Annotated in this window: 24 protein-coding genes and 1 tRNA gene; 6 read left to right on the top strand and 19 right to left on the bottom strand. The window is 58.9% G+C overall.

From position 1 onward, the window contains the following. Positions 1–63 precede the first annotated feature (63 nt). The 4 genes from ACMG4N_RS08750 (at position 64) to ACMG4N_RS08735 (ending at position 2,398) form a co-directional block, all read left to right on the top strand. Complete coding sequence (locus ACMG4N_RS08750; protein ID WP_414431282.1) at positions 64–909, top strand: CHAD domain-containing protein; 846 nt, start codon at positions 64–66, stop codon at positions 907–909. Positions 910–1,056: 147 nt separating this feature from the next. Further along, positions 1,057–1,374, top strand: a complete 318-nt coding sequence (locus tag ACMG4N_RS08745; protein ID WP_297766652.1) for a DMT family transporter — start codon at positions 1,057–1,059, stop codon at positions 1,372–1,374. 101 nt (positions 1,375–1,475) lie between these two features. Continuing rightward, entirely contained in the window at positions 1,476–1,940 is a 465-nt protein-coding gene (locus tag ACMG4N_RS08740; protein WP_035246765.1) for a DUF1456 family protein, read from the top strand. Positions 1,941–2,011: 71 nt separating this feature from the next. After that, positions 2,012–2,398, top strand: a complete 387-nt coding sequence (locus tag ACMG4N_RS08735; RefSeq protein WP_297766649.1) for a DUF6713 family protein — start codon at positions 2,012–2,014, stop codon at positions 2,396–2,398. A 234-nt stretch (positions 2,399–2,632) separates the two neighbouring features. On the opposite strand, the gene ACMG4N_RS08730 is transcribed toward ACMG4N_RS08735, so the two are convergent. Next, the gene (locus tag ACMG4N_RS08730; protein WP_297766648.1) at positions 2,633–3,556 is read right to left on the bottom strand and encodes a LysR family transcriptional regulator; all 924 of its coding nucleotides are present in this window, start codon (positions 3,554–3,556) and stop codon (positions 2,633–2,635) included. Positions 3,557–3,703: 147 nt separating this feature from the next. Between ACMG4N_RS08730 and metE the strand changes: the two genes are divergently transcribed. Further along, a complete protein-coding gene (gene metE, locus ACMG4N_RS08725) occupies positions 3,704–5,995 on the top strand; it encodes a 5-methyltetrahydropteroyltriglutamate--homocysteine S-methyltransferase (protein WP_297766647.1) in 2,292 nt (763 codons plus the stop codon). A 128-nt stretch (positions 5,996–6,123) separates the two neighbouring features. Here metE and ACMG4N_RS08720 read toward each other — a convergent pair whose 3' ends face one another. The 6 genes from ACMG4N_RS08720 to ACMG4N_RS08695 form a co-directional block, all read right to left on the bottom strand. After that, entirely contained in the window at positions 6,124–7,296 is a 1,173-nt protein-coding gene (locus tag ACMG4N_RS08720) for a CmpA/NrtA family ABC transporter substrate-binding protein (RefSeq protein ID WP_297766645.1), read from the bottom strand. Between the two features lie 278 nt (positions 7,297–7,574). Continuing rightward, on the bottom strand, positions 7,575–8,225 hold the full coding sequence (locus tag ACMG4N_RS08715; RefSeq protein ID WP_297766644.1) for an ANTAR domain-containing response regulator: 651 nt from the start codon (positions 8,223–8,225) through the stop codon (positions 7,575–7,577). Positions 8,226–8,334: 109 nt separating this feature from the next. Further along, the gene (locus ACMG4N_RS08710; RefSeq protein ID WP_297766643.1) at positions 8,335–9,513 is read right to left on the bottom strand and encodes an alginate export family protein; all 1,179 of its coding nucleotides are present in this window, start codon (positions 9,511–9,513) and stop codon (positions 8,335–8,337) included. Positions 9,514–9,639: 126 nt separating this feature from the next. Then, positions 9,640–10,479, bottom strand: a complete 840-nt coding sequence (locus ACMG4N_RS08705; RefSeq protein ID WP_297766641.1) for an ABC transporter ATP-binding protein — start codon at positions 10,477–10,479, stop codon at positions 9,640–9,642. A 20-nt stretch (positions 10,480–10,499) separates the two neighbouring features. Continuing rightward, a complete protein-coding gene (locus ACMG4N_RS08700; protein WP_297766638.1) occupies positions 10,500–11,501 on the bottom strand; it encodes an ABC transporter permease in 1,002 nt (333 codons plus the stop codon). 28 nt (positions 11,502–11,529) lie between these two features. After that, positions 11,530–12,858 carry a CmpA/NrtA family ABC transporter substrate-binding protein gene (locus ACMG4N_RS08695; protein ID WP_297766720.1) on the bottom strand — a complete coding sequence of 443 codons (1,329 nt, stop codon included), beginning with the start codon at positions 12,856–12,858 and terminating at the stop codon, positions 11,530–11,532. 617 nt (positions 12,859–13,475) lie between these two features. On the opposite strand from ACMG4N_RS08695, the gene ACMG4N_RS08690 reads away from it, so the two are divergent. Then, positions 13,476–14,630 (top strand): YbfB/YjiJ family MFS transporter, encoded by a 1,155-nt coding sequence (locus ACMG4N_RS08690; RefSeq protein WP_297766635.1) that lies wholly within the window; start codon positions 13,476–13,478, stop codon positions 14,628–14,630. Here ACMG4N_RS08690 and ACMG4N_RS08685 read toward each other — a convergent pair. From ACMG4N_RS08685 to adk, 12 genes are all read right to left on the bottom strand, one after another. Next, entirely contained in the window at positions 14,627–15,025 is a 399-nt protein-coding gene (locus tag ACMG4N_RS08685; protein ID WP_297766632.1) for a hypothetical protein, read from the bottom strand. The genes ACMG4N_RS08690 and ACMG4N_RS08685 overlap by 4 nt on opposite strands. Before the next feature lie 265 nt (positions 15,026–15,290). Beyond that, on the bottom strand, positions 15,291–15,575 hold the full coding sequence (locus ACMG4N_RS08680) for a hypothetical protein (RefSeq protein WP_297766628.1): 285 nt from the start codon (positions 15,573–15,575) through the stop codon (positions 15,291–15,293). Positions 15,576–15,696: 121 nt separating this feature from the next. Further along, entirely contained in the window at positions 15,697–16,575 is an 879-nt protein-coding gene (locus tag ACMG4N_RS08675) for a hypothetical protein (protein WP_297766625.1), read from the bottom strand. 353 nt (positions 16,576–16,928) lie between these two features. After that, the gene (locus ACMG4N_RS08670; protein WP_414431278.1) at positions 16,929–17,927 is read right to left on the bottom strand and encodes a DUF5924 family protein; all 999 of its coding nucleotides are present in this window, start codon (positions 17,925–17,927) and stop codon (positions 16,929–16,931) included. Between the two features lie 295 nt (positions 17,928–18,222). Then, positions 18,223–19,521: a sodium ion-translocating decarboxylase subunit beta gene (locus ACMG4N_RS08665; RefSeq protein WP_035246732.1), complete on the bottom strand. Its 1,299-nt coding sequence runs from the start codon at positions 19,519–19,521 to the stop codon at positions 18,223–18,225. After that, the gene (gene oadA, locus ACMG4N_RS08660; protein ID WP_414431276.1) at positions 19,514–21,310 is read right to left on the bottom strand and encodes a sodium-extruding oxaloacetate decarboxylase subunit alpha; all 1,797 of its coding nucleotides are present in this window, start codon (positions 21,308–21,310) and stop codon (positions 19,514–19,516) included. Before oadA ends, ACMG4N_RS08665 begins: the two co-directional genes overlap by 8 nt. A gap of 13 nt (positions 21,311–21,323) precedes the next feature. Further along, a complete protein-coding gene (locus tag ACMG4N_RS08655; protein WP_052042634.1) occupies positions 21,324–21,566 on the bottom strand; it encodes an OadG family protein in 243 nt (80 codons plus the stop codon). A gap of 318 nt (positions 21,567–21,884) precedes the next feature. Continuing rightward, positions 21,885–21,961 (bottom strand) — tRNA-Arg (locus ACMG4N_RS08650). A gap of 90 nt (positions 21,962–22,051) precedes the next feature. Beyond that, on the bottom strand, positions 22,052–22,531 hold the full coding sequence (bfr, locus tag ACMG4N_RS08645; RefSeq protein WP_297766611.1) for a bacterioferritin: 480 nt from the start codon (positions 22,529–22,531) through the stop codon (positions 22,052–22,054). Positions 22,532–22,667: 136 nt separating this feature from the next. Then, positions 22,668–22,901, bottom strand: coding sequence for a bacterioferritin-associated ferredoxin (locus ACMG4N_RS08640; RefSeq protein WP_297766609.1), 234 nt, complete (start codon positions 22,899–22,901; stop codon positions 22,668–22,670). Between the two features lie 462 nt (positions 22,902–23,363). Further along, positions 23,364–24,131, bottom strand: a complete 768-nt coding sequence (locus ACMG4N_RS08635; RefSeq protein ID WP_414431275.1) for a hypothetical protein — start codon at positions 24,129–24,131, stop codon at positions 23,364–23,366. Positions 24,132–25,284: 1,153 nt separating this feature from the next. Beyond that, a complete protein-coding gene (adk, locus tag ACMG4N_RS08630; RefSeq protein ID WP_339841878.1) occupies positions 25,285–25,941 on the bottom strand; it encodes an adenylate kinase in 657 nt (218 codons plus the stop codon). Positions 25,942–26,151 lie beyond the last annotated feature (210 nt).

Genomic DNA, 26,151 nt, shown 5'->3' with positions numbered 1-26,151 from the left:
CCCCAGGACATCACGACGTAGTCATAATGTCCCGACAGACTCAGGAGGAGGACGGAGGGAACCATGGACGAGAACACGCTGGTTGCACGGCTATGCCAGCAGGCCATCCACATCAATGAGCAGGCACTGGCGGATCTGCAGCATCAGCCCCTGCCCGCCAACGCCGTGCATGACTGCCGGGTGGCCGTGAAACGGCTGCGTGCACAGTGGCAACTGCTGCGGCCCTGGCTAAGCCGCGACGACCATCGCACCTTTGATCATGGCATCCGCAGTGCCGCCCGGCTGCTGGCCGGCGCCCGGGACAACCACGTCATGGCCGCCACCTTGCAGAAACTGGCCAGCAAAGCCGACAAACCTCAGCGACACTCCCTGAGCCGGGTGGCAAGCACACTGTTCAGCGACCCGGACCCGCAGCCGGAAACCCTCCACCATCAGGAAGCCATCACCGCCTTCGCCCAGGACCAGCAATATTGGCAGTCACTGGCACTGAGCATCAGCGACCATGAGTTGCTGGTCAGTGGTCTGGCGCGCACCTACAAGCAGTGCCGCAATCGCACCATCAAGGCCCAGGGCGGCAGCGATCCAGAGCCCTGGCATGACCTGCGCAAGTGGGTGAAATATCTGCTCTATCAGCAGCAGGCCCTGGCCGATCAGCACATCCACACACCGTGCCACGATGCGGACCTGGAGCGCCTGGGCAAGACCCTGGGCAAACTCCACGACCTGCACATGCTCCGCGAACATGTGCTGACACACAGCCACGCCATCGAGAAAAAGAAGGACCTGACCCATACGCTGGACGCCATTCACGGGCGGGAAAAGCGCTTGCTGAAGAAATGCCAAAGCCACAGCCAGCACCTGTTCCAGACACCCACCAAAAAATGGATTGCCCGGGTAGCCACCCACTGACCGCTCAGGGGAACTTTTCCTTCCTTGCCCACTTCCAAGGGCTTGATACAATCACCAATCCGGTGCCCGAGGACGACCTCGATCACGGCATCCACGGGCAGGCTGTTGAAAAGCCTGCCAGGGGACGACCCCATGCAGGAGTTTCTCATGGCATGGGTACTGGTTATTCTCGCAGGCATTCTCGAATCCGGCTGGGCACTGGGGCTGAAAGCCAGCCACGGCTTCACCCGCCCGCTTCCTTCCCTGTTAACCGTCATCGGCATGGCCGCCAGCTTCTGGCTATTGGCCAAAGCCATGCAGACCCTGCCCGTGGGCACCACCTACGCGGTGTGGACCGGCATGGGCACCATCGGCACCGTGCTGCTGGGGATTGTGCTGTTCCAGGATGCCGTCAACGCGCCGCGTTTGCTGTGCCTGGGGCTGATTCTGGCCGGCATTATCGGGCTGAAAATCTTCAGCCCGTAAGCCCGGCCCCTCTGAAGCGACACAATAGGGGCGTGTCCCGGTTACCGGTTCCCTGTAACATGGCGGCCACGCCCTCTCTTGTCGCTCACTACAGGTTTTCCATGCTCAATAATGACGTTCTGCGCCGCGCTCGCTATATCTTCGACTTTGACGATAACCGCATGATCGGCGTCTTCGCCGAAGCCGGCGAAACCGTGACCCGGGAACAGATCAGCGACTGGCTGAAAAAAGATGACGATCCGGCCTTCCAGAAGTGCAACGATCGCACCCTGGCCATTTTTCTCAACGGCCTGATCAATGCCCTGCGCGGCAAAAAGCCCGGCCCACAACCGGAACCCGAATCCCGCCTGACCAACAACATGATTTTCATGAAGCTGAAAATCGCACTGAACCTGCAGGCCGAGGATGTGCTGGCTGTGCTGGAGCTGGCCAACTTCCGCATGAGCAAACACGAACTGAGCGCCTTCTTCCGCAAGCCCGGCCACAAGCATTACCGGGAATGCAAAGACCAGATCCTGCGCAATTTCCTGGCAGGCTTGCAGGTACAGTTTCGCGACGGCGAATAAACCCTTACCTGAGAGGTAATGGCGTTACCCAACCATAACGGGTTTCATGGCAGTGACACTGGAGACATGCCATGAAACCCGACCTGCCCCAGAGCCTTTTCCTGCTCAACAGCACCGTCCTGCTCACCCATCAGATCGATGCCGCCTACTGGAACGAATGGAACCTCTTCCACTTACCCGGCGGCAACCAACTCAACCTGATACTGAACCTTCCCATCATCGCCCTGGTATTACTGGCCTTCCTGCAAGTCGCCACACACAGCCCCCATCAACGCCTTTGCCATCAGTTCCTGGCTGGCTTGGGACTACTGACGGTGGCGATTCACAGCGGTTTTTTCCTGGCCGGACATCCTGAGTTTCAGCAGCCCATGTCACTACTACTGCTGGCGGCCACGTTGATCTTGTCTCTTACTCAATGGATGACATTGCCACCTGCAAACCACAGCAACCAAACCTGAGGAAAATTGGGCCGCCAGCGACGTTATTCACTTCGCGAACCACTCCGGGCCGAACGTTTCTAATGTAGGCCTGCCAGCACCTTCAGGTTTTATGTTTTCGCTATTAACTATTCACTATTCACTGTTCACTATTAACCAACCCGGCCTACAGAAACAGTTGTAGGAGCTATGCTTGCATGGCGAGCCTCCTTTACGCCGTGTTCGCCATGCAAGCATAGCTCCTACAGGAAAGGGTTAACTGCCTTTCACCGCCCGCACACCGCTCAATGTCTTGAAACACAATTCCTTGGCGGTTTCCCAGAATTCCTGCATGTACGGGGTGTGATCATCCTCCACCCGCACGGCCGCATACAGCGTGCGCCAGACGCCCTTCTCACCCAGCCGCACGGTTTTCAGCAGGTCGTGCTCGGTGTATTCGGTGAGAGCCCAGTTCGGTAACGCGGCCACGCCACGGCCCGCCGCCACCAGTTGTGCGGTCATGGGGGTGAGCTCGGCGGTGCGGATGGCGGCGGGTTCCGCGTTGGCCGGGTTGAGGAAGGCGGTGAACACGTCCAGCCGCTCCCGCTCCACCGGGTAGGTAATCAGGGTCTGGTCGGTAATATCTTCCGGTTCAATCCACTTGCTTGCCGCCAGCGGCGACTGCCGCGACACCGCCAGCACCAGCTCGTAGCGGAACAGGGGCAGGTATTTCACCGCCTCGTTTTCCACCGGGTCAGAGGTGATCACCATGTCCAGATCACCACGCACCAGCGCCGGTAAGGGCGCAAAGCTGAACGCCGCAGACAGATCCAGCTCCACCTCCGGCCAGTGTTCACGGAACGCATCCAGGGCCGGCATCAGCCACTGGAAGCAGGAGTGGCACTCAATGGCGATGTGCAGGCGCCCGGTCTGGCCAGCTGCCAGCCGTTTCAGCTCCCTTTCAGTTTGCTGCACTCTCGGCAACACCTCCCGCGCCAGGGCCAATACCCGCAAACCGGCAGTCGTGAATCGCACCGGTCGCGTGCGCCGGACCAACAAGGCCGCACCGAGCCTCCCCTCCAGATCCTTGAGCTGATGAGACAGCGCAGACTGGGTCACATGAAGGCGTTCCGCCGCTTCCATCAGAGAACCGGCCTCTTCGATGGCCAGCAGGGTGGTCAGGTGTCGCACTTCCAGCATGAGAATATCTCATATTCATAATTAGATATTTGATTTTGCCTCAAGTGGCATCGCGCACACAATAGCCCCATCGATGTCTGCACGTGGACTCACTCCGGTGTGTCCTCGTGCAGACCTGTTGCGTACAAGCAAACCAAGGATGTCATCATGACCACCCTGCACAACCTGGGATTTCCCCGTATCGGCGCACGCCGGGAACTGAAACAGGCACAGGAAGCCTACTGGGCCGGCGATCTGCAACAGAGCGAGCTGGAGCATGTGGGCAAGAGCCTGCGTGAACGGCACTGGACGCTGCAGGCCGATGCCGGCCTGGATCTGGTGCCGGTGGGCGATTTCGCCTGGTATGACCAGATTCTGGAATTTTCCTGCCTGTTGGGCGTGGTGCCAAACCGCTTCCAGCAGAACAACGACGAACCGGTCAGCCTGGACACCCTGTTCCGCATGGCCCGTGGTCGTGCCCCCACCGGCACGCCGGCGGCAGCCTGTGAAATGACCAAGTGGTTTGATACCAACTACCACTACATCGTGCCGGAACTGGCGGCAGACCAGACCTTCCGCATTGCCCGGGAAAGCCTGTTCGATCAGGTAGAAGACGCCAAAGCCCAAGGCCACGCCCCCAAGCCAGTGATCCCCGGCCCACTCACCTATCTGTACCTGAGCAAGGGCGACAGCTTTGATGGCGCCGACGACAGCAGCAAGCTGGCCCTGCTGGACAGCCTGATCCCCGTGTACCGCCAGATCCTGCAGCGGTTTGCGGATCAGGGCGTGGAATGGGTACAGATCGATGAACCGATCCTGGTGCTGGACCTGCCCGACAGCTGGCAGCGCAGCTACCTGCGTGTCTACGACCAGCTCGCCGCCGCCAGTGACTGCAAGTTGCTGCTGGCCACCTACTTCGGTGGCCTGGAAAACAATCTCTTCACCGCCCTGGAACTGCCCGTGGATGGCCTGCACCTGGACCGGGTGCGCGGCAACGATGATCTTGGTCAGGTGGTGCCGCGACTGGGTGACAAGGTGCTGTCGCTGGGTTACATCAATGGCCGCAATATCTGGCGCACAGATCTGGATGCCGCTCTGGATGCGCTGATTTCCCTGCGCAACGAACTGGGCGATCGCCTGTGGCTGGCGCCCTCCTGTTCCCTGCTGCACAGCCCGGTGGATCTGGATCAGGAAGACAAGCTGGATAGCGAACTGAAAAGCTGGCTGAGCTTCGCCAAACAAAAACTGCAGGAGCTGGCCCTGCTGGGCGGCGCGCTCGATGGCGACAGCAGCGTCAATGCCGGCTTGCAGCGTCAGCGCGAAGCCCTGCAGGCTCGCAGCTTGTCCAACCGCATTCATAACCCGGTAGTCGCCAAACGGCTGGCCGCCGCTGGCGAGATATCCCGCGACCGCCACAGCCCCTTTGCCGAACGCATTGCCAAACAACAGAAGTCGCTGCAATTGCCCGCCTTCCCCACCACCACCATCGGCTCCTTCCCGCAGACCCGGGAGATCCGCACCGCCCGCCGCGACTGGAAAACCGGTCGCCTGGACGACGCCACCTACAACGAGCAGATGAAGCAGGAAATTGCCCGCTGCATTCGTTACCAGGAAGAGGTGGAACTGGATGTGCTGGTGCACGGCGAAGCCGAACGCAACGACATGGTGGAATACTTCGGTGAACTGCTGGATGGTTTTGTCTTCACCCGCTTCGGCTGGGTGCAGAGCTATGGCTCGCGCTGTGTGAAACCGCCGATCATCTTCGGCGACGTGCAACGCCCCGAAGCGATGACCGTGGCCTGGGCGCAATACGCCCAGTCACTCACCGACAAACCGGTAAAAGGCATGCTCACCGGGCCGGTGACCATTTTGCAGTGGTCTTTCGTGCGCGATGACCAGCCTCGCGCCGATACCTGTCGCCAGATCGCCCTGGCCCTGCGCGATGAAGTGCAGGACCTGGAAACCGCCGGCATCAAGGTGATCCAGATTGACGAACCCGCCCTGCGCGAAGGCCTGCCGCTGCGCAAGGCAGACTGGGGCCAGTACCTGGACTGGGCCGTGGACTGTTTCCGCCTGGCCACCGTGGGCGTGGCCGACGACACCCAGATCCACACCCATATGTGTTACTCGGAGTTCAACGACATCATCGAGGCCATCGCCGCTCTGGATGCAGACGTGATCACCATCGAAACGTCCCGCTCCAACATGGAGCTGCTGGATGCCTTCCGGGATTTCCAGTACCCCAACGACATTGGCCCGGGCGTGTACGACATCCACTCCCCCAATGAACCGGATGTGGGCTGGATGGTGCAACTGATGGAAAAAGCCGGCGAGCGACTGCCGAAGGAACGGCTGTGGGTCAACCCGGACTGCGGCCTGAAAACCCGCAAGTGGGAAGAAACCCAGGGCGCGTTGGCCAACATGGTGGATGCGGCCAAGCAGCTGCGCGAAGCGGGTTAAACATCCTCTAACGAAACCGAAACCAACGCCCCCGTTGGAGCCTTGCTCGCAAGGCGAAAGGCAAGAAGCTGGCTCAGTGCCAAACCAAACGCCTTCGCTTTGCGAGCAAAGCTCCAACGGGGCGGGTTCTATTCGGCCGCCCCCTCCTCCGCTTCAATCACTTTCAACAACCGGTCCGGCCCCAGCTCTACCGGCTTGGGTTCGCCGGGTAACTGCCAGTGGCCTGCGTGGCGCTCGTCCGGTTTGCTGTCCATCAATGGCAGGCTGGTGAGGTCCGCCAGGGCGTCGCGGAACAGGTCGGTGCGGTAGCATTGGGCAGCAAAGGTCTGGGTTTCTTCCAGGCTGCACTGACGCCAACGCTGCATTTCTTCCAGCAGGAAACGGGCGTCAGATCGCCAGGGGAAATTGGCGTGGAAACCGGCGAACACATGGAAGTGATGGGCCGGAAACGGTTGTCCGGTCAAGCCACCGGGCAGGCGCTGGCTGAACGGTGCGCGAATGATTTCCGCCGGCACATCCAGCCAGGCCGGATGCGCCAGTAGCGACAGGCTCTCCAGCAAATGCTCGTCGGCATGGCGAGCGGCCTTATAGAGTGCCCGCAACATGGCGCGATGAGGCCCGGGATTACGGGCCACCCAGTCACGGGACACCGCCAGCACTTTTTCCGGTGCGTTTTCCCAGATCTGGTAACCGGAAAGAATGCAGTGCCCGGCGCCGGTTAACGCCGCCAGACTGTTCCAGGGTTCGCCCACACAGAAACCATCGATATGCCCCATGCGCAGGTGATCTACCATCTGCGAGGGCGGCAACACCACCAGCTTCACATCGTGGTCCGGATCCAGCCCGGCGACGCTCAGCCAGTGACGTAATTGATAGGCATGACAGGAAAACGGAAACACCACCGCCAGCACCAGCGGCGACTCGCCACTACTGGCACGGGCCGCCACCAGCTTGTTCATGGCACTGGCCATGTCGTTGGGCGTGGGCCCTTCAGACAAGGCACACAGCCCCTGAAACAACATGGGTGACACGGTAATACCGTTGCCGTTCAGCCCCATGGAGAATGCCGTGGCCAGGGGTTTCTTGATACACCCCAGCCCCAGCGACGTGGCCATCATCATGGGCGCCAGCATGGGGGCTGCATCGAGCTGGCCCACCAGCAAACGATCACGCAGGCTGGCCCAGCTCCACTCCGGCTGCAGCTCCACATCCAACCCTTCCGCCGCGAAGTAGCCCGCTTCCTGGGCCACAACTAACGGCAAGCTGTCGGTGAGCGGCATATAGCCGATACGGATTTTCATGGGGTTGGCTCCGCAAGGGGCTGACGACGAACGCTGGATGCCTGACGCTTGACCACCTGAACACCTTCAGCCGGTGTAGCACGCCATACTTTTTTGCTGGGTGCCTCGATCAGGCTGCGTGATTTTTTCAATGGGCTCACTCTTCTCATGCTCGCTCCGTTTTTTGTGGGGCCAGTCGTTTGCTATGCCCTGCGGGTGCGACCGCGACTCTCAACCGACAAGGGCAAGATAATTCGCGATGGAACCATCACTCCCACAGGGAAAGCTGGCCAATTCCATCACCCCTGCGCTTTCAGCATCTCGGCATAATCCAGCACTGATCTGGCCACCTGGATTAATGGCTGACCGGTATTCATGGCCTGGCGCCGCAGGGTGCTGTAGGCATCCTGCTCATTGAGGCGGCGGCGTTGCATCAGCAGGCCCTTGGCCCGCTCGATGATCTTGCGTTCCGCCAGCGCTTCGCGGGTCTGTTCCAGCTCTTCGCGCAGTGCCTGGTATTCCCGGAAACGGGCGGTGGCCACGCGCATCACGCCACGCACCCGGGCCAGATCGGTTTCCCCGGCCACATAGGCACTGACGCCGGCACGCAGGGCCGCCACGATCAGATCCTCATCGTCCTGGTTGCAGAACATGACCATGGGCCGCGGCATATCCCGCTGCACCAGTGCCATGCTTTCCAGGGTGTCCCGGTCCGGCGCGTCCATGTCCACAATCACCACATCCGGGTTACTGGAATGCACCTTCTCCGCCAGCCCCGCGGCACTGGTCAGGCGACAGAGGATCTCGTGCCCTTCGTCGATCAGGGCACGTTCCAGAATGGCGGCGCGCGGTGGCTGGTCATCCACCAGCATGATTTTCAGGGCCATAGTGTCGGAAGCATCCAGGGATTGAGTGTTACTGGAGTGGTTTGCAACGGTTGTGCCAGTCATGGGTGGTTTAACTCGCTGTTTTTGTTTGCTATTCCTTATTCACCACAACAGCACCCGCAAAGCGCACCATGACAGTGCACTCTGCGGCGCTAAAACGGCGCTGTATTGGTCAGAGCTTCAGTTCGGCCCAGGCCCACAGTTTTTGTGTATCGGCACCGAAATCATCGGCGTTGTAGTCGGCGTATTTCAGGCCCACCACGTAGTGCTTGCCGATGGGCCGTGCCACCAGCAGGTTGGTTTCCGTGCCGTAGTCACTGCTGCCTTCTTCGGCCTGGAAGTCGTGATACACCGCCGCCAGCTTGAACCCGGCCAGTTTGGTGCCGACACTGACAAAGCTGTCTTTCAGACCATCCGCCGGGGTGACCAGGAACTGGTCCGCCCAGCCGTTGAAGGCGTGCTTGGTGGCCAGCGGCGTCTGGAAAGCAATCTGGCCGTCATCAGAGCCCAGCACTTCCTGCGCCATTTTCACGGTGACCCCGGCCATTTCTGCGCCCACTTCGGCGAAGTAGTACTCGGTATCGCCGGCTTCCACCTCTTGCTGGGCGCCTTCCAGGGTGAGAAGCAGCTTTACGGCATCCAAATCGAAGGCACCGGCATACCGCAGGCCGTAGGTGTCGTTATCGGAATCGGGCACGTTATCGGTTTCCAGCAGGTAGCCGTAGGCGGTGAGTGATCCCCCTGGCATTCCCGCCCAGCTGGCGTTAAACAGGGTATTGGACACATTGGCATCGAACTTGGGCGTAATGCCGTTTACCTGGGTGAGATAGGCCGTTGAGAAAGAAAAATCACCGGTCCCGTAATCCAACTTGGCGCCATCAAAGGTCTGCTCGTCCTGGCGCCAGCCCACGTTGCCGACGAAGCGGGCGTTATCGTAAATGATGCGCTGGCGGCCATAGGTGGCCACCAGGCCGTCGAGGGCATCGCTACCGGTATAGCGTACCGCCGCCCGGTTCAGCTCGGTGACTTCCGGATCGGCAATCACCGGGTAACCCGTCATGTGCGGTGCAAAGTTATCGACTTTTCCAACAATGCGGGTGTCTTCAAACTCCCCCAACACATCAAAACCGTGCAGCGTGCCGCTTTGATAGCCCAGCCGGGTGCGCAGGGTGAGTGCCTGGGCGTCTTCCGCGGCACCGTCGCTATCCACTTCCTCATGGCGCAAGCGCAGATTCAGTAGCGGCTTGCCCTCTTTCAACGCAGTGATAAACGCATCGTCTTCGGCGTGAGCCGTCCCCGAAAAGCCGAGCGTGGAAAGGATAACGCCGGCAGCAATGGCAGAATATTTCATGGTCATTTCCTCGATGTAACGTCCCAAAATAAAAAACAGTGATGTGCTGAAATCAGGCACACCTTCCCCCTGCCCGCTTTTCCGTGTGCGAAAAAGCAGGCGAATCAAATCAGTCATGAACGGTTATCAGGCCCGTTTTCGCACGGCGCCAGTCTCAGCGTCAGTACGCTTGGGCAGCGGCTCCACCTTGCGCTGTTTCTCGTACAGGAATTGCAGCACCTGCTGACGACAACGGACGAAGGTGGGATCGTCGGCCAGGGCCAGGCGGTCCCGTGGACGCGGCACCTTCACATCCAGAATCTCGCCGATGGTGGCGGACGGCCCATTGGTCATCATCACAATGCGGTCTGACAGCAACACCGCCTCGTCCACATCGTGGGTAATCATGATCACCGTGGTGCCCAGCTGAGCATGGATCTCCATCAACGAATCCTGCAGGTGGGCCCGGGTCAGGGCATCCAGCGCCCCGAAGGGTTCGTCCATCAGCAACACCTGGGGCTGCATGGCCAGGGCCCGAGCGATGCCCACGCGCTGCTTCATGCCACCGGAAATTTCATCCGGCTTCTTGTGCATGGCATGGGCCATGTGCACCAGCTCCAGGTTGTGCTCCACCCAGTCGCGAATTTCCGCCCGGCTCTTGGTCTTCTTGAAGACCTGCTTCACCGCAAGCTCCACGTTTTCAAACGACGTAAGCCAGGGCAGCAGCGAATGGTTCTGGAACACCACGGCCCGCTCCGGGCCGGGTTCGGTGACTTCCTGCTTGTCCAGAATCACCCCGCCGTCGGTGGAGTGCAGCAGGCCGGCGACGATATTGAGCACCGTGGATTTCCCGCAGCCGGAGTGACCGATCAGGGACACGAACTCACCGTCGGCAATTTTCAGATTCACATCCTTCAGGGCTTCAAAGCTGCCCTTCGGGGTATCGAATTGCATGCCCACGTTGGACAGTTCCAGTAAGGCTTTCATGTTGATTCTCCTTTCAGCTGCTAGCGTTGTGCTGAAGCTTTGTCCCACACCAGCGCGCGCTGCAGCATCAGCATCAGGCGGTCCAGCAGGAAGCCGATCAGGCCGATGACGATCACCGCCACCATGATCCGGCCCAGGGACTGGGAACTGCCGTTCTGGAATTCATCCCAGACGAATTTCCCCAGGCCCGGGTTCTGCGCCAGCATCTCGGCGGCGATCAACACCATCCAGGCGATCCCCAGGCTCAGACGCAGGCCGGTGAACATCATCGGCAGCGCCGACGGCAGCACGATCTTGCGCACATGGCTGAGAGCATTGAGTCGCAGCACTCGGGATACATTGGTCAGATCCTGGCTGACCGAGGTGACCCCCACCGCCGTATTCATGAGCGTGGGCCACAGGCAGCACAGGGAAACCGTGAACATGGAAGTGAGAAAGGATTTGGACACCATCGGGTCATCGCTCACATACAGCGCACTCACCACCATGGTCACCAGCGGCAACCAGGCCAGCGGCGACACCGGCTTGAACAGCTGCACCAGCGGGTTCACCGCTGCATGCACGGTGCTGCTCAGGCCGATGACGATGCCCAGCGGAATGGCGATCATCGACGCCAGCAGAAACCCACTCATCACCGTGATCAGGCTGGTACCGATCTGATCAAAGAAGGTAGGCGCACCGGTGTAATCCCGGGTGACCGGCTCCCAGTCCGGCTGCTGTTGCAGCCGGGCGGCAATGTACTTTTCCTGCCGCTCATAAAACGCCACTTCCCGCTCACGGGACTGCTGGTGTTCACTGACCAGATTGCCCGCCTGCTCCCAGACCTGGGCCGGGCCGGGGAACTGACCCAGCGAGGTATCAATACGCTGGGCCGCGAACTGCCACAGGAGCAGGAACAGGCCTATCCCCAGCACCGGCCACAGCAGCTGGCGCATCAGCGCTTGCCACTGGTCACGGGATACCTTGCCCGTGGCCAGTGCGCGGTAGGGTTCCATCCAGGTCGGAAATGTCAGGGTCACCATGGTTGTCTCCTTCCTCTCGGGTCCCCGGTTACAGGGTGTCGCCGTCTTTCAGGCCGATGGGGAACTTGCTCAGGTACTCGTTGGGCTTGCGGCCGTCATAGGTGACGTTGTCGATGAACTCGCTCTGCGGCGGCTTGAAGCCATCTTCGCTGGCGAAGTCCGGGAATTCATCGGCGCTCATCTTGCCTTCGGCAATCAGTGACTTGGCCGCCTGGGTGTAGATGTCCGGGCGATACACTTTTTTCGCGATATCCATGTACCAGCTGTCCGGCTTGCTCTCGCTGATCTGTCCCCAGCGACGCATTTGCGTCAGGTACCAGATGGCATCGGAGTAGTAGGGATAGGTGGCGTTGTGACGGAAAAACACGTTGAAGTCCGGAATCTCCCGCTTGTCGCCTTTCTCGTACTCGAAGGTGCCGGTCATGGAGTTGGCGATCACGTCATAGTCGGCGCCCACATAGTTGGGGCGGGACAGGATCTTCACTGCTTCCGGGCGGTTGGCGTTGTTGTTTTCGTCCAGCCACTTGGCGGCGCGGATCATCGCCTTGACCACACGGATGTGGGTGTTGGGATATTCCTCCGCCCAGGCCTTGCTGACCCCGAAGACTTTTTCCGGATTGTTTTTCCAGATTTCGTAATCGGTAATCACCGGCACACCGATGCCCTTGAACACGGCTTGCTGGTTCCAGGGCTCACCCACGCAGTAGCCATGAATGGTGCCGGCTTCCAGGGTGGCGGGCATTTGCGGCGGCGGTGTCACTGACAGCAACACGTCTGCCTGCAACTGGCCGCTGGTATCGCCCTTGTGCGGCGCGTAGTAGCCCGGGTTCAGGCCACCGGCGGCGAGCCAGTAACGCAGCTCGTAGTTATGGGTGGACACCGGAAACACCATGCCCATCTTGAAAGACTTGCCGGCGTCCTTGTATTGCTCCACCACCGGCTTAAGGGTGTCGGCCTTGATGGGATGCACCGGTTTGCCATCCTTGCTGGGAATATGCTTTTTCATTTCTTCCCAGACGGAGTTGGAAACGGTAATGCCGTTACCGTTCAGATCCATGCTGAAGGCGGTAATGATATGGGCTTCGGTGCCATACCCGATGGTCGCCCCCAACGGCTGGCCGGCCAGCATGTGAGCGCCATCCAGCTGACCATCAATCACCCGGTCCAGCAGCACCTTCCAGTTGGCCTGGGCTTCCAGGGTCACGAACAGGCCTTCTTCCTCGAAGTAGCCTTTCTCGTAGGCAATGGCCAGCGGCGCCATATCCGTCAGCTTGATAAAACCGAACTTGAGGTCGGCCTTTTCCGGCCAGCCCACCGCATCATCCGCCACGGACGTTGCCGACAGGCCCAGTGTCATCGCGGCCAACACACCACAGAATGTTTTCTTGAAACCTTTCATCATCCTTCCCTCTTCTGCCCGTTTTTTTCGGGCATAAAAAAAGCGCTCAAAGCGTCCCGCCACCATTGGCAGGAATCTTTGAGCGCCTTTGCTCGCATCGGAGTGTGGTCGCCGTTGACCACACAGATGGTTATCTCGCGCACAACGCAGTGGTTGTGCTTACCCTGTCATAAGGCAAATGCTGTGCCAGTTTTGAAAAGGCTGATTTTTCATGACGTTACCGATACCGGGTGCAAGCCGGGCCGGCTTCAGCGCCCGCTTATTGCCCAGCCGGCACCGTTGTGAGTCAGTCCCGCCTCACCAAAATGCATCACGCTTTTGCTGCAACATCACTTTCGTGCCGCAAACCCCGGGTTTTGCCCCGACCTGGTGAAAAAACCACGCACTGCTTGGGAGCCTTTGCGACCAAAGCCGCATTTATCACTGCGGTGAATGATGAACATCATTCGAATGATAAAGCCGACGACGCCATGGCCTGTTAGGCTGCGCGCTGGATTACCGGAGAGACCCGGCACGTCGCCCTGTATTGGTTTTCCCGAGTGCGCCTTCCCATTTGATTACCTGCGAGACACTGCGTGACGACCACCGAAAGAGATCACCTGCTCACCGCCATAGCCGGCGCCTTCAGCCTGGTGATTGCCCTGGGCATTGGCCGCTTCCTGTTCACCCCGGCCCTGCCCGACATGATTGCGGAAAGCACCCTCACCGCCATCAGCGGCGGCTACCTGGCGGCGATCAACTATGGGGGCTACCTGGCCGGCGCCATGCTCGCCATGGCGGTACCCGCCCACCGGGCCCGCACAGCGTTCTGGCTGGCACTGTGGGTGAGCGTAGTCACCAGCCTGCTCATGGGCCTGAGCACCACCTTCACGCCCTGGGCTATCAACCGGTTCCTGGCCGGGGTAGCCAGCGCCATCATCATGGTCAACGGTTCCGCCCTGGTGCTGGGCGCCATGCCCAATCATCTGCGGGCCCGGCTCGGCAATATTCACTATGCCGGCATCGGCCTGGGCATCAGTATCGCCGCCCTCACCGTTGCTTTTATTGAAACCCTGCACGGCAGCTACGCCACCATGTGGCTGGCCTGTGGCGCCCTGGCCCTGGTCCTGCTACCACTGCTGCGCCGCATCCCCGCCCTGCCCCACGCCAAACACAGTCAGCACGAACGGGCGCCGGTGAACCGCTCCGCCCTGGGCTTTCTGATCGCCAGCTACACCTTGGCCGGCTTCGGCTACATCACCAGCACCACCTACCTGCCGGTGATCGCCAAAGCGCAATTGCCGGGCCTGGACAGCGCCGCCTTCTATACCTGGCTGGCCGTGGGCCTGGCCGCCGTGCCCGCCAACCTGCTGTGGGGCAAACTCGCCAGCCACACCAGCGAACGCAACGCACTTATGACCGCACTGGTGGTTCAGGCCCTGGGCGTCAGCGCCCCCGCCTGGCTACCCGGCCTCACCGGGCTGGTCATCAGCGGCCTGCTGGTGGGCGGCACCTTCACCGCCGTGGTCGCCCTGAGCATGTACTGCGGCCGCCAACTGGCCCCCCACGCCGCCAGCGCCGCCCTGGGCGCATTGACGGCCTGCTATGGGGTCGGGCAGATACTGGGGCCGGTGGTGACGGCGCGGTTACTGGAAAGCAGCGGGAGTTTTGCGCCCGGGTTGCTGGGGGCGGCAGTGGCGTTGATTGGGGCGGCGGTGTTGTTGGTGCCGTTGGGGAAGGTGCGGTTTTAGAGCCGGTTCACGGCCTGCTGGCGGACTAACAACGGCATGGCTGCAAACAGCAGCAAAGAAAAGAGATAGGCCATACCGGATACCGGGTCGCGTCCGGCCAGATACTCGCCCAGACTCTGCCCTTGAAACCGCATCACCGCCAACTCGGCACTGAGCATCATCAACAGGGCCGGCAAGCCAGTGCCAATACACTGCATCACCGTCACCAACCCAAATCGCCGCACCAGCCAGCGGGCCACCAGAAAACTGGCCAGCAATATGAAAGGCAATTCAACCAGCTCAGCCCAGCGTTCCCCAAGTCGCGGCACCAGGAAGGGAATGCGGATCATGGCCAGGGCGAAGCCTGTGGCAAAGATCAGGGTGAAGTAGATGAGAGCGGGTTTTATCAGTCGCATTTGGACAACCGTCTTCGTATTACTCTATGCCTTAACAGTGCGACAACAGCATCCAAATAAAAAGTCTAAAATCCCGGTCTCGCCTTTCTCAATCCTGCACTTCTGAAAACGAGTAAAACGGGAAATGGTAGACCTGACCCTAGATCCGCTTGCTGTTGTTGGTGCCGCTGGGAAAGGTGCGGTTTTAGGGTTTTGGGGCAGGAAGAAGGTGTCCGCTAAAGGGGGAGAGGATCAGTCCTTGCTTGAGCGCCTTGTTATAACGCTTTTAATTAAGCTCATAATTAACAAAATTATTCCATTCATCAATGGCATCACTGGCTGCTTCTTGATGCCTCCGAGCGGCTTCGTTTTGCTCATCAACAAAATCTGAAATGCACCGCTTGAAACTTTGAACCTCATCATTGAAATTATCTAACTCCCACTGAGAGTTGAACTGATATGGTTTATAAGGCGTGGAGCAAGAAAGGCTAGGAGTAAACATATCGGCCATAACTGGGAGCGCTATTGCCAACATCGTTGCGCCAATTAGGATCGCTTTATTGATTCTCATGTGTATTGCTCCATTGCGTTATAGTCCGGCTCACCGGGTGAATTTTTGATGGCGGCTTTTGTGCCGTATTCTGCACAAAAGGTGACAGCGGAAATTTATCCGGTCCAGCCGTTTGTTATGTTCACTTCGCACCGATTACATCAAGCGCCTTAAGCATGGAGCCAATATCTTCGCGCATACGGTCAGTGACGGTTAAATCTGAGTAGTACTGTTTTCCCTGGAAGCGAATTATTGCCTCCTTGGAAGAAACGATTTTATCAGCCAAGGCGCGATACTTTTTCTTGCTCAGATCAAGATATGCGGTCTCCCAAGCATTGCCGCCATAGTTATCTCGATTGAATCTCACGGCTGGTGATTGAAACGGAACACCGTCTGTTACTACCTTGAAGCTTTTGGCGAAAAGCCAAGAATCATCGTAGTAGTGAAGTTTAAGAAATACAGTTGCCTTTTCAGGGCGGAGAGTCCCTACCACAGCCACATAAGATTTCTTTGCATATGGCCCGGACATATAGCGGACTGGCTCAAAACGAATGAATCCTTCGACTTTATCGTAGTCAGTTACATGCCGAGTAATGCCCTCAAGGATTGTGTCTCGCTTTTCCGGCGGGAATGAATCTACATATGCCTTCAAGTATCCGTTCCAATCATCACCGCGAAGCAGCCTCTCATTACTGAGCTTCATTTCCGAAGGGTGGTACTTGTAGTTCTCGTCGTAGTTAAGCTCCGCTCCTTCTGTCAGAGACACCCATTTCGGCTCGACGGCTATTGGTGCCGGCGCCGCTTTGGTTACGACATCATGCTTTGCGCTGGTGGTGCCTGTTGCCGCGCAGCCAACCGCAAATGCGGCGGCCGCCGCAATGATTGTTACTTGAAGCTTCACCGCACTCTCCTTAGTGAACATGGCAGCGTATTCAGTCGAACGATTCGACATATCTTTCTTCGACATAATTCTTTTATGAATTCCGGGAGAAACACTTAAATTCGCAAGGCCGTCAAACAAGAACTCTTCTCGTCTGAAAAAACGCGAAGAAGCGGCCTATTTCCTGACTTCCCCCGATATCACCCCGTTCTGAAAACCACTCTATATCAACCGTTTAGCATTTTCTGTAAGCCATATCCTACAAAGATAGGGCTCGTTCTGTTGAGCACGGGATAGTCCGGATACCGGTTTGGAGGGGTACCGCCCAAGTGGGTCTGAATGAACCACTGGGCCCAGCTTACGAAGACGCAGAGGGTTTCGAAGGCACGGCAGTGACTTCAGCCCCTTCGCCTTGCGAGCAAGGCTCCAACGAGGGTTGGGGGGTTGAGGCGTTGAAGAGTGTTGGGGTAAGGGCCGCTTGGGAGCCACTGAACTCAGGGTGTGATGGTGAAGCGCATGACGCCGATGATCTGATTGTCAGCTGTGCGCACTTCCACTCGCCAGCGGCCTTGTGAGGGCACCGGGATATGGCGTTTGTGGGACCAGGTGCGAAAGCCGGATTCGCGGCCGCCGTAGAGCTTGAGGGGAATCCGGTCGACCTGCTCGCCGTTCTGGAACCAGTAATGATAAATCTCCTGACCCAGCCCCAACGGCGCCTTGATGGCGGTGTAGGCATAGAGGCCCGCGGTCACTTCATCGCTGGAGAAGCTGTGCCCGGTCACCAGTGGCTGGCGTTGCTCACGGTTGAAGGACAGCGCCATGGCCCGCTCTTCCAGGGACAGGGTAAGCGGCGGCACCAGCGGTGCCAGCCAGCGCGGTGCGAAGGCGATCAGGCAAGACACTGCCAGCAGCCCCAGCCAGCGAAACCATTTTCGTGGCCCGCCCACGCGCCAGAAACTGGGCAGCGCAAACAAGGCGGTGAGCCAGCCGGCCCAGGTGAGCGCGGCATCGGTGCTCCAGTGGAAGATCAACGGCAGCAGCACCAGCAAGGCCACGAATAACGCCCAGGCGTGAAAGCCGAAGTACAGGGCCCGGTGCCGGGCCAACCAGAAGTACAGCGGGTCGATGATGCTGACCAGGGCGGCACTGATCACCAGGGTAGTGAAGAAGATGTATTCCGCGCCGCCGGACCATTGCAGCAGCACGAACGGCAGGCTGAAGAAGAAGGCCTCCTGGTGAACCGCCTGTAACAGCAGCTTCAGCATGCCCTGGGACATGCCCTCCATGGCGGTGCCGGCCAGGCGTTGTTGCCACAGGCTCTCGGTAATCAGCAGCAACCAGCTGAGGATCAGAAAGCCGGTAAGTACCGCCGCCAGCCAGGGCTGGCGCTCCACCAGAAAATAACTGCTCAGCCCCAGCGCAAAGCTGATCACCGCCCACAGGTGGCGGATCCGGTAGAGCTTGTTGGTGAGGGTTTGGGGGGTGGGTGGCAAGGGTGTGGCTCCGTGGGGGTTTGGCTCTTCGACGTACTATAGGCGTTGGGGTTCCCGATGGCTGTAGATCAGCGGCCCGTTGGTCGCCTCTTGAGGTGCGAATTGCTTAGAGGGAAGCGGAAGAATCGGCTATGCCTGATCGCCCTCCGGTCGATTTCCTTGCTGCGCAAGGTTCGCACCTCAAGAGGTACTCCTACAGCGGCTTCGTAGAAATGCCAAGATCCGAGGAACTCGCCACCCTTTCCCTATCCAATCGAGCGTAGCTCGTAGCGGCGCGGCCTGGGGCCGCGCCGGGTTAGCCTGCGAAGTTGAGGAGGACGCCGGCGGCGACGGCGGAGCCGATGACGCCGGCCACGTTGGGACCCATGGCGTGCATGAGCAGGAAGTTGTGGGGGTTGGCTTCCAGGCCCACCTTGTTGGCCACCCGTGCTGCCATGGGTACGGCGGACACGCCGGCAGCGCCGATAATGGGGTTCACCGGGTGGTGACTGAGGCGGTTGAGCAGCTTGGCCATGAGCACGCCGGTGGCGGTGCCGATCATGAAGGCCACCAGGCCCAGCACCAGGATGCCCAGGGTTTCCATGACCAGGAACTGTTCGGCGCTGAGTTTCGCGCCCACTGCCAGGCCCAGCATGATAGTGACGATATTGATCAGCGCATTGCTGGTGGTGTCCACCAGACGGCTGACCACGCCGGATTCCTTCATCAGGTTACCCAGGCAGAACATGCCCAGCAGCGGCGCCGCATCGGGCAATACCAGCGCCACCAGCACCAGCAACAGGATGGGGAAAAGAATCTTTTCCGTCTGGCTCACCGGGCGCAGCTGCTCCATCTTGATGGTGCGTTCCTTGGCGGTGGTGAGGGCGCGAATGATGGGGGGCTGGATGATCGGCACCAGGGCCATGTAGGAATAGGCCGCCACGGCAATGGCGCCGAGCAGTTCCGGGGCCAGCTTGGTGGTCACGTAAATGGAGGTGGGGCCGTCTGCGCCGCCGATGATGCCGATGGCTGCGGCATCCGCCAGGGAGAATTCCATGCCCAGGAAGTTCAGTGCCAGGGCCCCCAGCAGGGCCGCGAAGATGCCGAACTGGGCTGCGGCGCCCAGCAACAGGGTGCGCGGGTTGGCCAGCAGCGGGCCAAAGTCGGTCATGGCGCCCACGCCCATGAAGATCAGCAGCGGGAAGATGCCGGTCATCAGGCCCACGGTGTAGATCAGGTAGAGGATGCCATCGCCGTAGTTGGCTTTTTGCGCCAGGTGGTGGAGTTGGTCCTGTACTGCTGGCCCGGCGCCTTCAGCGGCTTTATAGAGCGCTTCTCGCCCTGCATCGGCATCCATGCCGAGCACCTGGGCCATGCTGGCGAGCAGATCCTGGCTGCCGAAGTGCATGGCCTGGCTGATGGCGGATTCCGCCAGCCCGGCCACGGGGATGTTGGCCAGCAGGCCGCCGAAGCCGATGGGCAATAATAATAGCGGCTCGAATTTTTTGTTGATGGCCAGCCACAGCAGGCCGAGGCAGACCAGCAGCATGATCAGCTGGCCCCCGGACAGATGAAACAGGCCGGTGCTGTGCCAGAGCGTCTCCAGTTTATCCATGGGCCGGCTCCAGGCTGAGCAGGGTCTGGCCGACGGTGACCGCATCGCCCTCTTTCACCGCCATCTCGGTGACGATGCCCGCTTCCGGGCTGGACACGTCGGTTTCCATTTTCATGGCTTCCAGCACCATGATTTTCTGGCCTTCGGTGACCCGGTCACCGGGCTTCACCAGCACCTTGAAGATGTTGCCCGCCAGGGGCGCGGGGATCGGGGTGCTCTGGGACGGGTTGTGCACCACCGGCGGGTTGGACTGGGCCGCCCCTGCGCTTTCACCCAGGGCCTTGATGCCGGTCACGTCGCCACCGTCGCTGACTTTGACGGTGTACTCCCGGCCATCCACGTCCACGGTATAAACGCCGTCGCTATTGCCGGCAACAGGCAACACCTTGCCGTCGGGGACCGGCTCGAACGCGGAGGGGTCGCCCCGGTGCTCCAGGAACCGCAGGCCGATTTGCGTAAACAGCGCATAGGTGAGCACATCATCAATGCGGCGCTTGCCTTCCGCCAGCGTCAGGCCTTTTTCGCTAGCCAGGGTTTCCACTTCCCGGGTCAGGCTGTCCATTTCGTCGTCGATCAGGTCCGCCGGGCGGCAGGTGATGGGCTCGTCGCCGTCCAGGGCACGGGCCTGCAATTCGCTGTTGAAGGCCGCTGGCGCCGCGCCGTATTCACCGCGCAGTACGCCACGGGTTTCCTTGCTCAACGCCTTGTAGCGTTCGCCGGACAGCACATTGAGCACCGCCTGGGTGCCGACGATCTGGGAGGTGGGCGTGACCAGGGGAATAAAGCCCAGGTCTTCGCGCACGGCGGGAATTTCCTGCAGCACTTCGTCGAAGCGGTCGGTGGCGCCCTGCTCTTTCAGCTGGCTTTCCATATTGGTGAGCATGCCGCCGGGCACCTGGGCCACCAGGATGCGCGCATCCACACCGCGCAGGCTGCCTTCAAACTGGGCGTACTTCTTGCGCACTTCACGGAAGTAGCCGGCGATGCGATTGAGTTTTTTCAGATCCAGGCCGGTATCCCGGTCGGTGCCTTCCAGCATGGCCACCACGGACTCGGTGGGGCTGTGGCCGTAGGTCATGGACATGGACGAGATGGCGGTGTCCACATTATCAATGCCGGCCTCGGCGGCTTTCAGTGCGGTTGCCGTGGAAAGACCGGTGGTGGCGTGGCACTGCATGTGAACCGGAATAGACAGCGTCTGCTTGAGGCGGCTGACCAGCTCAAAGGCCACATTGGGGCGCAGCAGGCCGGCCATGTCCTTGATGGCCACGGAATGGGCGCCCATCTGTTCGATCACCTTGCCCTGCTCTACCCACATATCCAGGGTATGCACCGGGCTGACGGTGTAGGCGATGGTGCCCTGGGCGTGTTTGCCCTGTTTGATGACGGCGGCGATGGCACGCTCGATGTTGCGCATGTCGTTCATGGCATCGAACACCCGGAACACATCCACGCCACTTTCCGCAGCGCGTTCCACAAACGCATCCACCACATCGTCGGCGTAGTGCCGATAGCCGAGCAGGTTCTGGCCGCGCAGCAACATCTGCTGAGGCGTGTTGGGCATGGCCTTTTTCAGCTCGCGGATACGCTCCCAGGGGTCTTCGCCCAGATAACGGATGCAGGCATCAAAGGTGGCGCCGCCCCAGGATTCCAGGGACCAGAAACCGATGTCGTCCAGTTCTGCGGCAATGGGCAACATGTCGTCCAGACGCATGCGCGTGGCAAACAGGGACTGATGGGCGTCGCGCAGCACCACATCGGTGATGCCCAGAGGCTTGTGATCACTCATGGAAAAATTCCGGTTATTGCTGGGACTGCCGGTGCTGACGCACCGCCTTTTCAATGGCCTTGATAACCGCAGGGGACGGCATGTCTCCGGCGGGTGCTGCGGTCGTTGTCGCGGCGCTCACGGCTGGCGCCTGCCCGAAGCGTTTCACCAGCAACGACATTAACGTCGTTACGGCCACGAGAATAATCAGAAAGGAAAAGACCACACCCATGCCGATCAGCATGAGCTCCAGGCCCTGAGCCATCAGTGTGTTCATGGAACACTCCTTTACGGTTCCGGTGGCGGTTTGAGTAACCGCAGGCGAGAGGCGGCGGCCTGCCGTGTCAGCGGGCGTCACGGGAACACTCCCAGGGTTATTGGGAAGCGCTCCAGGTCTCTCTCGTCGATTTCTGGGAATGTAGAGGGATTGTCGACAACCTGCAATGAGGCCAGTGTACAGGGGGGGTGATTGATTTGATCAATTGGCGTGGGCCCAGACGCTGCCGGACCACTGCGAAAGGGAGATGGTGCGGTTTATGTTGTGCCAGCCAGAAACGAAAAAGGGCCCGCTAACTAGCGGGCCCTTTTAGGGATATGGCGCACCGGGGAGGATTCGAACCCCCGACCTACTGGTTCGTAGCCAGTTGCTCTATCCAACTGAGCTACCGGTGCATGTCTCGTTGCTGTATCGCCCCGAGAGGCTGCGCATTATTCCCAAAGCCCCGCCGGGAGTCAAGCGCCGGTCGCTCAAAACTTCAGCAATCAGTCTTCTGCGGTTTCCATTTGTTTTTGCAGGTAATTTTCAATGCCCACCAGCTTGATCAGGCTAAGCTGGGTTTCCAGCCAATCGATGTGCTCTTCCTCGGATTCGAGAATGTTCTTGAGCAGGTTACGGCTGATGTAATCCTGAATGGATTCGCAGTAGGCAATCCCTTCACGCAGATCCGGTACCGCCATTTTTTCCAGCTTGAGATCGCACTCAAGCATCTCTTTGGTGTTTTCACCAATCATCAGCTTGCCCAGATCCTGCAGATTGGGAATGCCTTCAAGAAACAGGATGCGCTCTACCAGCCAGTCCGCGTGTTTCATCTCGTCGATGGACTCGTGGTACTCCTTCTCATAAAGCGCCTGGAGACCCCAGTCCTTGTACATTTTGGCATGCAGGAAGTACTGGTTGATGGCTACGAGTTCGTTGCCGAGTGCCCGGTTCAGGTACTCAATCGCCTTGGCGTCGCCTTTCATGGGGGTGTCTCCGTCCGATGAACTTGGGTCTAAACTTGGGTTAATCCCCATTGTTCAGCAAGCGGATGACAGAGACAAGGCAGGAATGCAAAAAAGCGCTTGCAATACAAGCGCTTATGCAAATGAGAACGATTAGTTATGCGGTTTGCGGCCAGTAGACCACCACACCGTCAGGGGAAGGGTGCGAGAATGAGGGGGCCTCGTTGGCGCTACGGGCTTCACGCATCACTTGGCGGGCATGACGGGCACATTTACCACACTGACTTCCAACCCCAAGTTCCCGACGAAGATCACGCAGGCTGTCGCAGCCGTTGCCGACCGCTTCCCGTATATGGTTGTCAGTAATGCCCTTACAAATGCATACATACATAAGAATGCCATCCCTCAATCTCTAGTGGGCATGCTAACCCTAACGCGAATCATTATCAACTGCTTTCAAGAAAGAAAACATTGGCCTGACAGCACTTCGTCATGGTCAAGCCAGCCACTAGTCACATTTTTGCTTACGCCCACTCCTGCCCTGCCCTATCAACGCGCGCACGGATATAGACAGAGGGAGCAACCAGTCAGTGAGGGTTGTTTTGCCAGGAACAGGAATCAGGGGGTTTGGCGGTGATTCAGGACAAGGCGCCCGGTAGCTGCTCCTGACTGCCACCAATTGCGTAGGGTGCACTGAGCCTGGGGCGAACTGCACCGATCGGGCGGTTGATGGTGCAGTTCGCCCCAGGCTCAGTGCACCCTACGTTTTGGAAAGACGCGGGGTTTTGCGTTTGCGGCCATAAAAAAAGCCCCGCGATTGCGGGGCCTTTTTAAATCAGTCCGGATCGTGAGATCAGGACGTTTTTTTGGCGGCTGGACGCTTGGCTGCCGCTTTTTTCTTGGCCGGGCTCTTGCGAGCGGCGGCTTTCTTGGTGGCTGGCTTGCGCTTGGCTGCGGCTTTCTTGGCAGGAGCCTTACGGGTGGCCGCTTTCTTGGCCGGCGCTTTGCGAGTGGCCGCTTTCTTGCGAGGGGTGGTTTTTTTCTTTACGGCGCGCTTGGCTTTAGCCGCGGCTTTCTTGGCAGCAGCCTTGGCTTTCTGCTCGGCTTTCTTCTGCTCGGCCTTGGCTTTTTTCGCCAGCTTACGCTCGTGTTCACGCAGCTTGGTCTTCAGGTTGCGCTCGGCGGTGCGGAATTTTTTCACCTCGCGAGTGACCACTTTCTTTGCCGCCTGGATTTCTGCACGAATCAGCTTGGCTTCACCACGCAGATCCTGCAGTTTCAAACGAACGGTATTCATGCGACCGCGTGCCGTATCCACTGCACGCTTGGCGGCGGCAGTCGGAGTGGCCTTCGCTTTGTCACGTTTGGCGGCAACATCAGCACGCATTTTGGACAGCTTGCCATTCTCGGTATCGATCTTGGCGCGGTGCTTGTCCAGTTTCGCCTGAGTCTGTTCGACTTTTTTCTGCGCCTGATCCACGGCTTTCTGTTGCAGTTTTACCTTGGATTCAGCGTTAGTGACGGACTTTGGCAGAGCCGGTGCTTTTGCAGCGGTAGCCTTCTTTGCTGCGGGCTTGCGCGCCGCAGTTTTTTTCGCGGCGGCTTTCTTTGCTCGAGCCATGATTGATCTCCTAAGCTATGGCGTTGTCATCAGTACTGCGACAATTCGAAAAATAGCATAAAAAAAAATCAGTTGGTACATTATTTGACCAATTCGTTTTTGTTTTTTTCATTTTCCATGCTCTCGATTTATCCATGCCCCTTTTCTGATTCCTTTTCTGTTTCTGCAAAAACATTTTCAGCGGGGGTTCTGACAGGCTGATGAGCCAGCCTAAAAACCCCAAAGGAATATTTTTCCTGCTGATTTACGTACTTTTGTTAAATAAAACCCGGCACCATCACGTAGAAAAATCATCAAGCGACAGAGGCGGCTGGCGCACGAAGCGCTGCCTTCATTGCATGGCAAAACCCCCCAAAAGAGAACGAACATCCGCCAATGCCAGAACAACAACGACTCCACCCCAAGGCGACACCACAACCCCATGCCCGCTTTCCTGTGTAGAAACGTTACATTTTCGGGCCTTGTTAAAGACACACTGTGCTTGAGAAACACTGCACCAAAATGGGCGCCCCGGCATGACCGCTGACGGCACACACCGATAACAACGTCGTGCCCACAGATCAGGGAAATCCGCGCACAGGGTCAAGCGGCATTAGCGGATCATGCGTGTCCCAGTCATCGTCGCAGCCATCAAGAGGGTAACCGCCACACTTTCGCCCTCCCTTGCGCGTTACCTTTCAGAAAATCAGAAAGCGCAGGCAAAGTGCCGGGCATGGCCGTCGTTTAACAGAACGAGAAAGAAGCAACGCAAGGAAGAAGAGACGACGAGATCGGCAAGGGCGAGTGACGGTTGGCAAAAAATCACTGGCTCGCCAGGTGGCTGGAGAGCCGGCATCCCCCTTCGCAGAACCTCGAAATTATGCAATTTATGTCGCCAGACAACCGCTGAGAGCGACGAGCCGGCACAACTCTCGGCAAAGAAGAAAACCTCTTGCTACCGCAAAGCGTTGTTTGCATCGCCAAGGAAGGGTGTAACGCTGCCCTGAGGCGGCGCGATGCCAGGGAATGCTCAGAGCCTTTCAAGCGCTCCCTGGCGCTGCCAGGGAGGCTGACCGCCTGCTGAAACAGATATTGGCGCCCCGCCAGCGAATTCAGCACAAAAAAAAGGGAAGCCAGTGGCTTCCCTTTCTCTTTATCGCTGTTGTGCAGAGGCTCAGGCTTGCAGAGCTTCCAGCACGCGATTGCGGATATCATCCACCGAGCCAACACCGGCCACTCGCACATAGCGGGGCGCCTTGGCATCGTGCTTTTTCGCCAGGTCCTGATAGAAATCTACCAGCGGGCGGGTCTGGGACTGATACACCTCGAGACGCTTGCGAACGGTTTCTTCCTTGTCGTCATCACGCTGAACCAGCTCTTCACCGGTTTCATCGTCCTTGTCGGCTTCTTTCGGCGGATTGTATTTCACGTGGTAAACCCGGCCGGAAGAGGGATGCACACGACGACCGCTCAAGCGCTCGATAATCTCTTCATCGTCCACATCGATTTCGACCACGAAGTCGATATCCACACCCTGCTCCACCAGCGCTTGCGCCTGGGGAATGGTGCGGGGGAAGCCGTCGAACAGAAAACCGTTGGCGCAGTCGTCTTCGCTGATACGCTCTTTGACCAGGCCCAGAATGATGTCATCGGATACCAGACCGCCAGCATCCATCACTTTCTTGGCTTCCAAACCCAGGGGAGTGCCTGCTTTAACAGCAGCGCGCAGCATGTCACCGGTGGAAATCTGAGGAATATTGAACTGTTCCTTGATGAACTGCGCCTGGGTGCCCTTGCCCGCACCGGGGGCACCAAGCAGGATGACACGCATAGGATTCTCCATCTTTCTGTGGTCGAAAAGGCATCAGAAGGCCAAGTGAAATGCTCTGCCACAAAGAGAGCCGGCCAGAGCGCTCACATCAAGGCAATAAAGCGCTGAATCAGAGACCTGATTCAGGCGTTTCCATGCAGAGCTGGGCACTTTGACGACGCGAATATTGTTGCAGAACCTTCCGTTTGGGCCACTCAGGGGCCTCCGAAG

This window comes from Alcanivorax sp. IL2, assembly GCF_047495475.1.
GTDB lineage: Bacteria > Pseudomonadota > Gammaproteobacteria > Pseudomonadales > Alcanivoracaceae > Alcanivorax.
Note: the sequence above shows the minus strand (reverse complement) of the source record. Positions and strands in the feature narration are given on the sequence as shown.